This is a genomic window from Streptomyces sp. NPDC000345, from assembly GCF_042898825.1.
GTDB lineage: Bacteria > Actinomycetota > Actinomycetes > Streptomycetales > Streptomycetaceae > Streptomyces.
Genome location: NZ_JBIAZE010000004.1, coordinates 583,632 through 596,377 on the forward strand (window position 1 = coordinate 583,632; position 12,746 = coordinate 596,377).

14 protein-coding genes and 1 pseudogene are annotated in these 12,746 nt (G+C 73.5%); 9 read left to right on the forward strand and 6 right to left on the reverse strand.

Features of this window, described 5'->3' with window-relative positions; all coding sequences use genetic code 11:
* Positions 1–25: 25 nt before the first annotated feature.
* Entirely contained in the window at positions 26–373 is a 348-nt protein-coding gene (locus ACFY30_RS12935; RefSeq protein ID WP_390845234.1) for a DUF488 domain-containing protein, read from the reverse strand.
* A 134-nt stretch (positions 374–507) separates the two neighbouring features.
* Between ACFY30_RS12935 and ACFY30_RS12940 the strand changes: the two genes are divergently transcribed.
* Both ACFY30_RS12940 and ACFY30_RS12945 read left to right on the forward strand, forming a co-directional pair.
* Positions 508–1,923 carry a M1 family metallopeptidase gene (locus ACFY30_RS12940; protein ID WP_390845235.1) on the forward strand — a complete coding sequence of 472 codons (1,416 nt, stop codon included), beginning with the start codon at positions 508–510 and terminating at the stop codon, positions 1,921–1,923.
* Between the two features lie 417 nt (positions 1,924–2,340).
* Positions 2,341–2,925, forward strand: a pseudogene (locus tag ACFY30_RS12945) (sensor histidine kinase); the annotation flags it as partial.
* A gap of 217 nt (positions 2,926–3,142) precedes the next feature.
* On the opposite strand, the gene ACFY30_RS12950 reads toward ACFY30_RS12945, so the two are convergent.
* Together ACFY30_RS12950 and ACFY30_RS12955 are read right to left on the reverse strand one after the other, a co-directional pair.
* Positions 3,143–3,391, reverse strand: coding sequence for a WhiB family transcriptional regulator (locus ACFY30_RS12950; protein WP_390657843.1), 249 nt, complete (start codon positions 3,389–3,391; stop codon positions 3,143–3,145).
* Between the two features lie 130 nt (positions 3,392–3,521).
* Positions 3,522–4,739 carry a saccharopine dehydrogenase family protein gene (locus tag ACFY30_RS12955; protein WP_390845236.1) on the reverse strand — a complete coding sequence of 406 codons (1,218 nt, stop codon included), beginning with the start codon at positions 4,737–4,739 and terminating at the stop codon, positions 3,522–3,524.
* A 142-nt stretch (positions 4,740–4,881) separates the two neighbouring features.
* Between ACFY30_RS12955 and ACFY30_RS12960 the strand changes: the two genes are divergently transcribed.
* A complete protein-coding gene (locus ACFY30_RS12960) occupies positions 4,882–5,589 on the forward strand; it encodes a TetR/AcrR family transcriptional regulator (RefSeq protein WP_390845237.1) in 708 nt (235 codons plus the stop codon).
* A gap of 33 nt (positions 5,590–5,622) precedes the next feature.
* Here the strand turns inward: ACFY30_RS12960 and ACFY30_RS12965 are convergent, their stop codons facing one another.
* Positions 5,623–6,522 (reverse strand): LysR family transcriptional regulator ArgP, encoded by a 900-nt coding sequence (locus ACFY30_RS12965; protein WP_390845238.1) that lies wholly within the window; start codon positions 6,520–6,522, stop codon positions 5,623–5,625.
* Between the two features lie 69 nt (positions 6,523–6,591).
* Between ACFY30_RS12965 and ACFY30_RS12970 the strand changes: the two genes are divergently transcribed.
* Positions 6,592–7,209: a LysE/ArgO family amino acid transporter gene (locus ACFY30_RS12970; RefSeq protein WP_390845239.1), complete on the forward strand. Its 618-nt coding sequence runs from the start codon at positions 6,592–6,594 to the stop codon at positions 7,207–7,209.
* A gap of 105 nt (positions 7,210–7,314) precedes the next feature.
* Positions 7,315–8,622 (forward strand): MFS transporter, encoded by a 1,308-nt coding sequence (locus ACFY30_RS12975; protein WP_390845240.1) that lies wholly within the window; start codon positions 7,315–7,317, stop codon positions 8,620–8,622.
* Between the two features lie 45 nt (positions 8,623–8,667).
* On the opposite strand, the gene ACFY30_RS12980 is transcribed toward ACFY30_RS12975, so the two are convergent.
* Positions 8,668–9,123 carry a cyclic nucleotide-binding domain-containing protein gene (locus ACFY30_RS12980; RefSeq protein WP_390845241.1) on the reverse strand — a complete coding sequence of 152 codons (456 nt, stop codon included), beginning with the start codon at positions 9,121–9,123 and terminating at the stop codon, positions 8,668–8,670.
* Positions 9,124–9,463: 340 nt separating this feature from the next.
* On the reverse strand, positions 9,464–9,685 hold the full coding sequence (locus ACFY30_RS12985) for a hypothetical protein (RefSeq protein ID WP_390657849.1): 222 nt from the start codon (positions 9,683–9,685) through the stop codon (positions 9,464–9,466).
* 253 nt (positions 9,686–9,938) lie between these two features.
* Here ACFY30_RS12985 and ACFY30_RS12990 point away from each other — a divergent pair, with 253 nt between their 5' ends.
* From ACFY30_RS12990 to ACFY30_RS13005, 4 genes are all read left to right on the forward strand, one after another.
* Entirely contained in the window at positions 9,939–10,382 is a 444-nt protein-coding gene (locus tag ACFY30_RS12990; protein ID WP_390845242.1) for an ATP-binding protein, read from the forward strand.
* A gap of 211 nt (positions 10,383–10,593) precedes the next feature.
* Positions 10,594–11,433, forward strand: coding sequence for a SigB/SigF/SigG family RNA polymerase sigma factor (locus ACFY30_RS12995; RefSeq protein ID WP_390845243.1), 840 nt, complete (start codon positions 10,594–10,596; stop codon positions 11,431–11,433).
* A gap of 44 nt (positions 11,434–11,477) precedes the next feature.
* Positions 11,478–11,804 (forward strand): DUF5133 domain-containing protein, encoded by a 327-nt coding sequence (locus ACFY30_RS13000; RefSeq protein ID WP_390845244.1) that lies wholly within the window; start codon positions 11,478–11,480, stop codon positions 11,802–11,804.
* A gap of 68 nt (positions 11,805–11,872) precedes the next feature.
* On the forward strand, positions 11,873–12,742 hold the full coding sequence (locus ACFY30_RS13005) for an ANTAR domain-containing protein (RefSeq protein WP_390845245.1): 870 nt from the start codon (positions 11,873–11,875) through the stop codon (positions 12,740–12,742).
* The last annotated feature ends 4 nt before the right edge of the window (positions 12,743–12,746 follow it).

The window sequence follows — 12,746 nt, forward strand, 5'->3', positions numbered from 1 at the left end:
CGCGGCACGAGCCGGCGGACAGGTCCTAGTCGAGCAACCCGAGCAGTACGGCCGCGTGGCTCTCCTGCGGAGTCTTCGCGGCCGTCAGCAGCGTCACCGGTCCCTCGCGGACCGACGCGCGCAGGTGGTCGAGGAGTTCGGCCGCCTCGGGAGCGGCCAGCTCCGCCTCGTAGCGGCGGGCGAACTCGTCGTACGACCCCTCGCCCGCGTGGTACCACTTGCGCAGCTCCGTCGAAGGGGTCACCGCCTTCGGCCACTCGTCGACGCGCGCCGCTTCCCTGGCCAGGCCGCGCGGCCACAGCCGGTCGACGAGGACACGCACGCCGTCCTCGGGCTCGGGCGGATCGTAGACACGGCGCACACGGACACTCATGCCGCCGAGCGTAGGGCCTGTCCCGCGGCGGCCCGGCGACGGCGCGCGGCCCGACCCGAATGAGGGGGTGTCCCGGCGTCACCTTGCCTACGCTGAGGGGCGTTTGATCACCCGCCACCCCCCAAGGAGCGCACGTGACCCACCCCCGCAGACGCCCGGCCCTGCTGCGCCGCGAAGCCGTCGTCGCCACCGTCCCCGTCGCCGTGGCGGCCCTGCTCACGGCGGCCGGACCCGCCACCGCGGCCGGTACCGCGGGCGCCTCCGGCGTCGGCGACCCGTACTTCCCGCTCGCCGGCAACGGCGGCTACCACGTCTCCCACTACGGTCTGACCCTCGGTTACGACCCGGCGAGCCGCCACCTCACCGGCAAGGCCGTCCTCACCGCCCGCGCCACCCAGCGGCTGAACCGCTTCGACCTCGACTTCAAGGGCCTGAAGATCACCGGCCTGACGGTCGATCACGTCAAGGCCGGCTACCGGCGGGACGGGCAGGAACTCGTCGTCACCCCCGCCCGGCCGCTGCGCAAGGGACGGTCCTTCCGCGTCACCGTCACCTACCAGGGCAGGCCCGGCCCCGTCACCGACCCCGACGGCTCCCTCGACGGCTGGATCCCCACCGACGACGGCGCCTTCGTCGCCGGCGAACCCCAGGGCGCCATGACCTGGTTCCCGGCCAACAACCACCCCCTCGACAAGTCCTCCTACGACATCACCATCACCGTCCCCAAGGGCAGCACCGCCGTCGCGAACGGCGTCCTGCTCGGACAGCGCACCAGGAACGGCAAGACCACCTTCCGCTGGCGGCAGAAGGAACCCATGGCCGCCTACCTCGCCACCGCCACCGTCGGAAAGTTCCAGGTCAAGCAGTACACGACCCGTGACGGGCTCAAGGTGTACGACGCCGTCGACCCGCGCGAGGCGTCCGCCGCCGCGCCCGTGCTGAAGAAACTGCCGTCCGTCCTGGCGTGGGAGAGCAAGCTGTTCGGGCCCTACCCGTACCGCGCCGCCGGCTCCATCGTCGACCACGCGCCGAACGTCGGCTACGCGCTGGAGACCCAGTCCCGGCCGGTGTACGACGGCGCCCCCGACCTGAGCACGCTCGTCCACGAGAGCGCGCACCAGTGGTTCGGCGACTCCGTCTCCCTCACCTCCTGGAAGGACATCTGGCTCAACGAGGGCTTCGCCACCTACGCCGAATGGCTGTACGCCGAGCAGCACGGCGGCGACAGCGCCCAGAAGGCCTTCGACGCCCTGTACGCCCGGCCCGCGACCGACGGCCTGTGGGCGTTCCCGCCCGGCAACCCCGGCAGCGGCGCCAACATCTTCGGCACCCCCGTCTACGCCCGCGGCGCCATGACCCTGCACGTCCTGCGCACCACCGTCGGCGACCGCGCCTTCCTGCGCATCCTGCGCGCCTGGGCCACGCAGCACCGCTACGGCCACGGCGATACCGCCCAGTTCGAGCGCCTGGCGGAGCGGCAGTCGGGGAAGGACCTCGGCCGGCTGTTCCAGACCTGGCTGTACGACCAGGGCAAGCCGCGACAGCCGTAGCAGACAGCCGTAGAAGACCGCCGTAGAAGTCCGAACAGGCCCCGGAACCTGACAGGTTCCCCACATCTGTGGGGCAGGGTCGACTCATGATCAGGCACCGCCCCCGTGTCGCGTTGCTCGCCGCGTCCCTCCTGCTCACCGGGTCCCGGGTGCCCGGGACCACGCGGCAGGTGGTCGTGGTGAGCGGGCGCGGCTGGAACGCCCCGCTCTCCACGGTCGTCCTCTTCCGGCGCACCGCGGCCGGCCGGCGGGCCGGGGAGGGCTGGGCCGCGCACAACGCGCTGCGCGGCTGGAGCGACCACCACAGGGCGGCGACCTGCGCTCACCCATCGGCGTCTAAGCCTCAGCGACGGGGGCGGACTGCCGGCCGACCCCGGGACGAAACTGCCGTACGACCGCGGAGCGGGCTTCACCTCGCCCGGCACCGCCCTGCTCGGCGCCCTGCACGAGGAGGCCCTGGTCCTCCAGCGGGTCATCGACGACCTGCGCGATCTCGCGGCCGCCGACGCCGGCACGCTGCGGCTGCACCGCGAGCCCGTGCCCGCCGACGATCTCCTCGCCCAGGTCGCCGCAGCCCACCATGTCGCCGCCGACACCGCCGGGGTGGCGCTGCGCACGCGGACCGACGGGGCGCCCTGGCTGGACGCCGACCCCCTGCGGCTGCGTCAGGCGCTGGGCAACCTCGTCACCAACGCGGTACGGCACACCCCGCCCGGCGGCACGGTCACGCTGGGCGCCCGGATCGACGGCGCGGAGGTCGTGCTGACGGTCGCCGACACCGGCACCGGTATCGCGGCCGAGCATCTGCCGCACGTCTTCGACCGGTTCTGGCGCGCGGAGAAGTCCCGCAGCCGCCGCACCGGGGGCGGCGGGCCGGGCCTGCCCATCGTCCGGCAGTTGACGGCCGCCCACGGCGGCACCGCCGAGGCCGCGAGCAGACCGGGGACCGGCAGCGTCTTCACGCTGAGACTGCCCGCGGCCGCGGCGCCCGCGGAGGACTGAGCCGGGGGCCGGTCCCGCGGGGCCCCGGACGCGCACCTGCCGCACGGGAAGGGCCCCGGTGTCCGGCCCCCGGTCCTGACGGGAGACCGGCCGGGGCCCCGACGCGAACCCTTCGCGGGCCGGTGTACGCCTCCTTCGCCGGACCGGCCCCGAGGTCACCGAGGAGGCGCCGTCCGAGGTGCGGCGGCCGGCGGCCCCGCCGGGTGCGCCGCGCCCGTCATGAACCTCGCCGCACCTTGGCGCGGCGCTTGATCGCGCGCCGTTCCGTCTCGCTCGTGCCGCCCCACACGCCGAGGGTCTGGTCCGTGTTCATCGCCCACTCCAGACACGGCTCCCGCACCGGGCAGCGTCGGCAGACCGCCTTCGCCTGTTCCGTCTGCAGCAGGGCCGGGCCCGACGTGCCGATCGGGAAGAAGAGGTCGGGGTCCTCGTGGCGGCACACCGCGTGCTGTCGCCAGTCGTCCATCGAAGTCACCTGCGATCGAAGTCGTCTGTCCCTTTGCGGATGCGTTGCTCCCGGTCGGGTCACCGGAGGGGCGCGAGTGAAACGGCCGCGGACGAGGAAAGCGGGAAACGGGGGCGGACCGGCGGGCAGTTCACTGCTCGCGCATGCCCCAGGGAGAGCCGTACGCGGTCAGCAGGTCGAGGAACGGACGGGCGGGGAAGGCCTCCGGGCCGAGGACACCCGTGCCCGACCAGGCGCCCGTGGCGAGCAGTTCGAGGGCGACGACCGGGTTGACGGCCGTCTGCCACACCACGGCCTGGCTGCCGTACTCGGCCATGGACCACTGGTTGTCGACCACGTGGTACAGGTACACCTCGCGCGGCGCCCCGTCCTTCACGCCCCGCACCCATGTGCCGGCGCAGGTCTTGCCGTGCATGCGCGCGCCCAGCGTCGCCGGGTCGGGCAGACAGGCGGCGACGACGTCCCGGGGCGAGACCGGCACCGGGCCCGCCGCGCTCGGCACGGTCACCGGCGCGGTGGCGTCCAGGCCCAGCCGGTGCAGCGTCTTGAGCGTCTCCACGAACTCGCCGCCCAGACCGTACTTGAAGGTGACCCGGCGCGCGTCCACCCAGCGGGGGACGAGCAGCACCTCCTCGTGCTCCACGTTCACGCACTCCACCGGGCCGATGCCCTCGGGAAAGTCGAACACCTCCGGCTCGCTGAAGGGTTCGGTGGTGAACCAGCCGCGGTCTGCCTCGTAGACCACCGGAGGGTTCAGGCACTCCTCGATCGTGGTCCAGATGCTGAAGGAGGGCGCGAAATCGGCGCCGTCGACGGTGAGGTTGGCGCCGTCGCGGATGCCGATCTCCTCGATCGTGTCGAAGAGTTCGTCGGCGGCGTACCGCGCGAAGACGTCCGACAGTCCCGGCTCCACCCCCATGCCGACCAGGGCCAGAGCGCCCGCCTCCGCCCATTCCCCGGCCTCGGCGAACTGCGCGTCGCCGAGCTTGACCCCGCACTCCTCGTACGGCCGGTCGGGGTGCGGCCGGGACAGGGACATCGCCATGTCGACATAGGTGGCCCCGGCGCCGCGCGCCGCGCCGAACAGGGGCATCACGAACCGCGGGTCGGTGGCGTTGAGGAGCACGTCGCACCGGTGGCGGGCGAGCAGCCCGGCCACCGCGGCCTCGTCGGCCGCGTCGACACGCTCGGCGAGGAACCGGTCGTCGCCGTCGAGCGCGGCGACGGCGGCCGCGGCCCGCGCGGGGTCGTGGTCGGCGACCACCATCGCCTCGAAGAACGGACGCCGGGCGGCGATCCGGGTGACGGCGGTACCGACGCCGCCGGCGCCCACGAGCAGGACACGCATGAGGAGAACTCCCTCGGTCGAAGACGGGTGAAGTGGCGCGAATCCGCGCGAAAGATGTGCGAAGGGGCCCTGCCGGAGATACAACGCCCCCGGCTCGCGTAAGGTCAATGGCGTTGGCATAAGGAGCGGGAGGTGTGCGGTCGTGCCGAAAGCCGTCGTACCCGAGGAGAAGCGGCGTCGTCGCCGGCCCACGAAGAGCGGCACCGTGCTGTCCGAGCGGCTGATCGTCGAGGCCGCGCTGCGGCTGCTGCGCGAGCACGGCAGCAGCGGTCTCACCGCCCGCCGGCTGGGCCTCGCCCTCGACTGCGACCCCAGCACCCTGTACCGGTACTTCCGGGGCATGGACGAGCTGACCCTGGCCATCGGCGACGCGCTCATCGGCGAGGCGTTGCGCGGCTGGGCGCCGACCGGGCGGTGGCGGGCGGATCTGCACGCGATCGGGCTGCGCATCCACGCCGCGTACGTCGCCCATCCGCAGGCCGCCCAGCTCACCGCGAGCCGGGTGACGGGCCGGGCGAACGAACTGGCCGCCGACGAGGCCGTCCTGGACGTCCTGCGCACCGCCGGCTTCCCGCTGCCGGACACGGTGCGGATCTACCACGCGTTCATCGACCAGACCCTGGCCTTCGCCGCCCTCGACGCCGCCTCGCTGGCCCTGCCCCGGGCCTCGCAGCGCGCCGACGACGCCAAGTGGGCCTCGACGTACGCCCGCCTGCCCGCCACCACTCACCCCCGGATCGCCGAGGCGGCGCCGCTGCTGTCGACCCGGATGGTCACCAGTGCCTATCCGACGGCCCTGGAGATGCTGCTGGACAGCGCGGCGGCGACGCTGGCCGGGCCCGGTTCGTGAGAGCCCGCGGGCCAGGGGTCCGCAGGCCGGTGCTCAGCTCCTGAGCTCCTGCGCGGCCGTCGCCGCCACCGCGTCCGCGACCGCCGCCAGTGCGGGCGAGTCGAGCTTCCACTGCTGCCAGTAGAGCGGGACGTCCAGCGGGCGGTCGGGTGCCAGGGACACCAGCCGGCCGGTCCGCAGCAGGACGCCGGCCTGTGCCTCGGGCACCATGCCCCAGCCGAACCCGGCGGCGACCGCCGCCACGAAACCCTCCGAGGTCGGCACGGCGTGCCGGACCGCGCTCGCGCCGGCGGCGCCCCGCCGCAGCCGCCGCACGAACGCGTCCTGGAGGTCGTCGCTGCGGTCGAAGGTCATCACGGGTGCCCGGGCCAGGGCCTCCGGCAGGGGGCCGTCGTCGAGGTGACGGGCCACGAACTCCGGGCTGGCGGCGGCCAGATAGCGCATCGTGCCCAGGGTGCGCACGGAACAGCCGGACACCGGTTCGGGCGAGGAGGTGACCGCCGCCATGACCAGGCCTTCCCGCAGCAGTTCCGCCGTGCGCGTCTCGTCCTCCCGGTGGAGTTCGAAGCACAGCGGCGGCTCCTGCGACACGCGGCGCAGGGCCGGCAGGAACCAGGTGGCCAGCGAGTCCGCGTTCACCGCCACCGTCACCCGTGTCGGCTCACCGGGACCGCTCATGCCCAGCTCGGACCGCGTGTCGCTCTCCAGCCGGGCGAGCTGGCGCGCGAACCGCACGACGATCTCCCCGGACTCCGTCGGCCGCACCGGCTTGGTGCGCAGCAGCAGGACCCGGCCCGTGCGCTGCTCCAGTGCCTTGACGCGCTGGCTGACCGCCGACGGCGTCACGTGCAGCGCGGCCGCCGCCGCGTCGAACGTGCCCTCGTCCACCACCGCCAACAGGGTCCGGACCTGGTCCAGGGGAAGGTCGATCATCACGAGCGCTAATGATACGTAAGAATCTTTAGCTGTACGCGCGGTGATCGCCTCCCTAGCGTGGAAGCCATGTCAACCGCTCTCGCCGCCGCGGCCGCCGGCTTCGGCACCGGTCTCTCGCTCATCGTCGCCATCGGCGCCCAGAACGCCTTCGTCCTGCGCCAGGGAGTCCGCCGGGACGCCGTCCTGGCCGTCGTCGGGATCTGCGCCCTGTCCGACGCCGTCCTCATCGCCCTCGGCGTGGGCGGGGTCGGTGCCCTGGTGGTGGCCTGGCCCGGGGCGCTGACCGTGGTCGGCTGGATCGGCGGCGCCTTCCTGCTCGGGTACGGGCTGCTCGCGGCCCGCCGGGTGATCCGGCCCGGCGCGGACGCCCTGCGCACCGACGGCGAGGCCGCGGGCTCACGCCGCCGGGCGATGCTCACCTGTCTGGCGCTGACCTGGCTCAACCCGCACGTCTACCTCGACACGGTCTTTCTGCTCGGATCGATCGCCGCCGACCGCGGCCCGCTGCGCTGGACCTTCGGCCTCGGCGCCGCGTTCGCCAGTCTGTGCTGGTTCGCAGCCCTGGGCTTCGGTGCCCGGCTGCTCGGCCGTTTCCTGACCCGGCCCGCCGCCTGGCGAGTCCTGGACGGCCTCGTCGCCGCCACGATGATCACCCTCGGCGTGCTGCTCGTCACGGGCGCCTGATCGTCCACATCATGAGATCGCATGTCCAAAAGGGCCGCGAAACCACAGGAAGTACTGGGATAGTGGCCCCCGAACCGAAAGATGTAACGAGCAACCAGGAAGCGCGTGGACACCAGCGAGAGCAGCACCGCACCCGAGGCCGAAGCCGACGACGGCCCGAGTCCGCAAGGCGGCGCCCGGAGCGGCTGGCGCCGCTGGGCCATGGACACCCGTCCCCTGCGCCGCCCCGCCTTCCGACGGCTGTGGTCCTCCACCGTCGTCACCGCCGTCGGCAGCCAGCTCACCGCCGTCGCCGTGCCCAAGCAGATCTACGACATCACCGGCTCCTCCGCCTGGGTCGGCTACGCCAGCCTCGCAGGGCTGGTGCCGATGGTGGTGTTCGCGCTGTGGGGCGGCGCGGTCGCCGACACCATGGACCGGCGCAGGCTGCTGCTCCTCACCAACAGCGGGATCGCCGTCACCTCGGTGCTGTTCTGGCTCCAGGCGGTCTCCGGGCTCGGCTCGGTGGCCGTCCTGATGCTGCTGCTCGCCGCCCAGCAGGCGTTCTTCGGCCTGAACGCGCCCGCCCGCAACGCCTCCATCGCCCGGCTGGTGCCCGCGCGGGAACTCGCCGCCGCCAACGCCCTCGGTTCCACCGTCATGCAGACAGGTCTGGTCGCCGGCCCGCTGCTGGCCGGCGCCCTGATCCCGGTGATCGGCCTGCCCGAGCTGTACCTCATCGACGCCCTCGCCCTGTGCGTGACGCTGTGGGCCGTCTTCCGCCTCCCCGCGCTGCCGCCGTCGGCGGCCGTCACGGTCCGGCGCGCCGGCGTGCGCGAGATCGCGGAGGGCTTCCGCTACATAGCCCGGCACAAGGTCCTGCTGCTGTCCTTCCTCGCCGACGTCGTCGCCATGGTCTTCGGCATGCCCCGCGCCCTGTTCCCGCAGATGGCCGCCGAGACCTACGCCTCCTACGGCGAGGGGTTCGCCCTCGGGCTGCTGTTCGCGGCGATCCCCGTCGGCGCGGTGCTGGGCGGGCTGTTCTCCGGGACGTTCTCGCGGGCCCGGCGGCACGGCTGGATGGTGATCGGCGCGGTCGTCGCCTGGGGCGCGGCGATCACCGGGTTCGGGCTGAGCGGCAGTCTGTGGCTCGCGGTGGTGTTCCTGGCCGCCGCCGGGGTCGCCGACATGGTCTCGATGGTCTTCCGGGGAGCGATCCTGCTCTCCGCCGCCACCGACGAGATGCGCGGCCGGATGCAGGGCGTCTTCACGGTCGTGGTCGCGGGCGGCCCGCGCCTCGCCGACGTGCTGCACGGCACGGCGGGCGCCGCCTTCGGCCCCCGCGCCGCGGTCGCGGGCGGCGGCCTGCTGGTCGTCGCCGTGATGCTGGGCCTCGCCGCCGCAGTGCCGGCGCTGCGCCGCTACCGCGTCTGAGGCCGGTGGCCGCGGCGGAAGCGCGTCGGGGCCGGCCGGATGCGGCTACAGCACCCTGCGGCGCTGCGTCCCGTACTGCTCCAGCAGCCGGTTGCGGGTCATCTCCAGCCGGTGCGCGAGGATCTCGGCGACGATCCGCACCAGCGTCACCCCGAGCGCCGGGTCCTCCTCGCAGAGCTTCAGCACCGCCTGCGCCTCGAACTCGTAGGCGCGGACCGGGCTGAACGCCTCGGCGCCGAAGTCCCACCGGTACGGCGGGAACAGCCAGGACCAGCCGAGCAGGTCACCGGCGCCCAGGCTGGCGACGGTGACCCGCTGTACCGAGGTCACCGGCTGGACGAGGGAGACCGCGCCGGAGCGGATGACCCAGAAACGGTCGGCCTTGCCGCCCGCCTCGAAGATCCGGGCGTCCTCAGGGAAGGAGACCTCCCGGGCGAGTTCCATCAGACGCTGGCGCTGGGGCGGGGGAAGGGCGTTCAGCAGTTTGGTCGCTTTGGTCATGGCGCGGTGCTCCTCGCCGGGCGATCGGTCGCGGTGCTTTCTCCACAGCCCATTTCAGCCGCTGCCGGGCCGCCGGGCACCTCGGCGGAGGCGACTTTCCGCGCGCGGGCAGGAAAAAGCCCTGGCTGGACGGGGGAAGCCAGCCAGGGCTGTCAAGGAAGGCGCACGGAGGAGGAATCATCTCGACCCCGCTCACCACCTATGGATGAACGATAAACCATCTATGGGGCTTTCACCCCACCAGAAGCCGGTCACGTGACCGGTTTCACTTCGGCTCCCGGTCTTCGCTCCGCCGGCCCCGCGCTGCACGGCGGTGCGGTCCCGCGCCGCACGGGCCGGCTCACCGCTCCACGACGTGCCGGCCGGGCGTCACGATCTCGTCCAGAACCCTGAGCACCGCCTCGTAGGCCAGACCCCGCACCCGTGCCTCACGCGCCGCGTCGGGATCGGCCCGCTCCAGATCCCCGCTCCGGGCCCGCCAGGTGCGCAGCTCGTCGCGCGCACAGGCCCTCGCGCGCTGGATGCGGCGCAGCAGTTCGTCGGAGTCCACGACATCGGTCATGCCCTACTTGTACCCCCGCACGGCGCGCCGACGACTCCCGGTCCCGCAGGTTTGGGGTCGGTTCAGAGGGCCAGCCGAACAGGGAGGGTCGCGCTGCCCGGCGGGGAGAGCGCCGGGCGGGGGAGCGGCACCGGGCGCGAAGACGGCCGCAGGAGCCGTGCGCGGCCGGTCCGGCCCCCCTGCCGTGCCGACCGGTGCGGCCACCCACCTCACACCACCCACCCACAGCGGGACCAGCCAGGGGAGCGAAAGGATGCGTGTCAACAACTCGACCGACCGCGCGAACACACCGGACGGGCCGGACCCGTGCACCGGTCCGGGGCCCTGCCGGCCCGCCGACGTCCGCCGGGCGGTGCGGCGGGCGGTGGCCGGACGGTGCGGCGCCACCGGCTGTCCGTACGACGAGGAGGCCCTCTGCGACGCCCTGCTCGTCGCCTCGGAGCTCACGACCAACGCCATTCTGCACGGCGGCGGCGTCACCGCGTTCGACGTGGGCATCCACGGACGGGCCGTACGGGTCTCCGTCAGCGACCGCAGCGACCGGCTGCCGGTGTCCGCCGAACCGCGCGACGAGCAGGGGCGGTACCGGTCGGGAGGCCGGGGCTGGCCGATCGTGTGCCGGCTGGCCCGGGACGTGCGGGTGGCCGACCTGCCCTCCGGCGGCAAGCGCATCACCGCCGAGGTTCCCGTGTTCTGACCCCTCCCGCGCCCTTCGTCGACACGGCCCGCAAAGCCTTTTCCCGGGCGGAGTTTGTTCCTCCGGGGGCAGGGCAGACGGAGGTTCGTGCTTCGGACAGGAGGCGCGCCGACGGGAGTGGTGCGTCCGCTCCGGGGCGCTCCTTTCGCCCCGGACGGCAACGGCCCTCTCGTGGTCTATCCCTCAGACGACCGTTCAGGAGCGATTCCGCATGCTCATCGACATGTCGACAAGCCGTCCCACGGCATCCGCCCCCGCCGCCACCCAGACCCGGCGGACGCACGACGACGCCCCTGACACCGCGCGCCGGTTCGCGCGCCTCAGCACCCTGGAAGAGGGGCCCGAGCGGGACGCGTTGCGCGACGAGATCGTCACCGCCTGGCTCCCCATGGCCCACCGGATCGCCGGCCGCTTCCGCGACCGCGGTGAGTCCGTGGAGGATCTCCGCCAGGTGGCCGCGCTCGGCCTGGTGAAGGCCGTCGACCGCTTCGACCCCGAACGCGGCGCTTTCGAGAGCTACGCCGTGCCCACCATCACCGGCGAGATCAAGCGGCACTTCCGCGACCGCATGTGGGCGCTGCGCGTGCCCCGCCGTGTCCAGGAACTGCGCAACAAGGTGCGGATCGCCCGCAGGGAACTCACCCAGAACCCGGGCTCCCCCGAGCCCTCGGTGGCCGACATCGCCGCCCACACGGGACTCACCGAGGAGGAGGTCGGCGCCGGCCTGGAGGCGCTGGAGAGCTTCAGCACGCTCTCGCTCGACGCCGAACTCCCCGCCGGCGACGACGGCTACAGCCTCGCCGACACCCTCGGCGGCCCCGACGCCTCGTACGACACCGTCATCGACCGCGAGTCCGCCAAGCAAGGACTGCGCAGCCTCCCCGAGCGCGAGCGCGCCATCCTCTACATGCGCTTCTTCGAGGACATGACGCAGAGCCGCATCGCCGACCGGCTGGGCATCTCCCAGATGCACGTCTCCCGGCTCATCAGCCGCAGCTGCGAGCGGGTGCGCGAGGAGGCCATGGGTCACCGCCGCGACGGCCGCGCATGAACCGCCCACACATCCGGACCACTGCCAGGGAGAGGAACAGACCGATGCTGAGGCCCCACCCCGCCGTGCTGCGCGCCCTCGTCGAGGAGTACGAGACGCTGACGGCCACCGCCACCCCCGAGGCGCGGGCACGGGCGCAGGACCTCGCGTACACCCTGTGCGTCTCCACCGGCACCCGGGACGTGGGCAGCGCGCTGGAGACGGCGCGGGGCTGGCTCGTGGCGGCCGAGGCCGCGGGCGTGGCGGAGGGCGCGGCACGGCGGCTGGTGGGGCGCGCGCCGGGAGTCCGGACGAGGAGCGGAGCCGCGGACCTGGTGGGTGATCTGGCGGGATCTCCGCACCCGGACGAAGGTCCGCACGTGTACGCGTGAGCGGCCGGGGCAGGCGTGTGGCTGCAGCCGCGTGAGCGGTTGTCCGACGCCGACCGGACGGAGATGTGATGACCGCGGCCGCACCACGAGTGGCGGACGGGGACCCGGAGCGCGACGAGGTGCTGCGGCTGCGCGCCGAGGTGCGCGCCCTGCGCGCCCGGGTCCGCGCCCACCCGCTGATCTCACAGGCCCAGGGCATGCTGCAGGAGCGCTACGCCCTTCCCGACGCGGACAGCGCGTTCACGCTCATGCGGATGACCTCGCAGCGGTTCAACATCAAGATGCGCACCCTCGCCGGGGCGCTGGTGACCACACCGCGACCGGACGAACGAGCGGCCCTCTGGTTCCCCCGGCGGGTGCGCCGCCCCGAACCGGCGCTCGGCTTCATGGAGCAGGAACCACCGGGCGGCCGCAGCCGGGGCGCGGTCCTCGGCGCCGTACTGACCAGGACGCTCACCGTGGTCGGCGCCGACATGGGCAATGTGCAGACGGTCGACCGCGTCAACGGAGGCCTGCGCATCGAGCGGCACACCGGGCTGACGGAGGAGTTCCTCGACTTCTTCGCGCACGTCGAGGAGGAGGGCACCTCCTGCGGGAAGGCCGCCCGGGAGGTCGCCCAGGTCACCGTGCGGGACGTGGAGGAGGACCCGGTGTTCACCGAGCCCGCGCGCGCGGCCATCCTCGCCGCGGGCAGCAGGGCCTGCCACAGCGTGCCGCTGACCGCGTCGTCCGGCGCGTGCGTCGGCATGGTCTCGGCACACGTCGACCACCCCCTGCCCGAGCTGCGCACCGTCCAGCTCAAGACCCTCGACGCCCTGGGCGCGCAGGCCGGCCGCTGGCTGGCCTGGCACGAGCGCACGGTCGTCGGGGACGCCCTGGAGTACCTGCACGCCCTCGGCCGCAGGGAACGCGCGGCGGCGCGGCGCGCAAGAACGTGACGAG

What these genes read in the sequence shown, in the direction of transcription:
- ACFY30_RS13005 (WP_390845245.1), top strand. Translation starts at nt 11,873, where the DNA reads ATGACCGCGGCCGCACCACGAGTGGCGGACGGGGACCCGGAGCGCGAC.
- ACFY30_RS13000 (WP_390845244.1), top strand. Translation starts at nt 11,478, where the DNA reads ATGCTGAGGCCCCACCCCGCCGTGCTGCGCGCCCTCGTCGAGGAGTAC.
- ACFY30_RS12965 (WP_390845238.1), bottom strand. Translation starts at nt 6,522, where the DNA reads ATGATCGACCTTCCCCTGGACCAGGTCCGGACCCTGTTGGCGGTGGTG.
- ACFY30_RS12980 (WP_390845241.1), bottom strand. Translation starts at nt 9,123, where the DNA reads ATGACCAAAGCGACCAAACTGCTGAACGCCCTTCCCCCGCCCCAGCGC.
- ACFY30_RS12935 (WP_390845234.1), bottom strand. Translation starts at nt 373, where the DNA reads ATGAGTGTCCGTGTGCGCCGTGTCTACGATCCGCCCGAGCCCGAGGAC.
- ACFY30_RS12990 (WP_390845242.1), top strand. Translation starts at nt 9,939, where the DNA reads ATGCGTGTCAACAACTCGACCGACCGCGCGAACACACCGGACGGGCCG.
- ACFY30_RS12985 (WP_390657849.1), bottom strand. Translation starts at nt 9,685, where the DNA reads ATGACCGATGTCGTGGACTCCGACGAACTGCTGCGCCGCATCCAGCGC.
- ACFY30_RS12970 (WP_390845239.1), top strand. Translation starts at nt 6,592, where the DNA reads ATGTCAACCGCTCTCGCCGCCGCGGCCGCCGGCTTCGGCACCGGTCTC.
- ACFY30_RS12995 (WP_390845243.1), top strand. Translation starts at nt 10,594, where the DNA reads ATGCTCATCGACATGTCGACAAGCCGTCCCACGGCATCCGCCCCCGCC.
- ACFY30_RS12955 (WP_390845236.1), bottom strand. Translation starts at nt 4,739, where the DNA reads ATGCGTGTCCTGCTCGTGGGCGCCGGCGGCGTCGGTACCGCCGTCACC.
- ACFY30_RS12950 (WP_390657843.1), bottom strand. Translation starts at nt 3,391, where the DNA reads ATGGACGACTGGCGACAGCACGCGGTGTGCCGCCACGAGGACCCCGAC.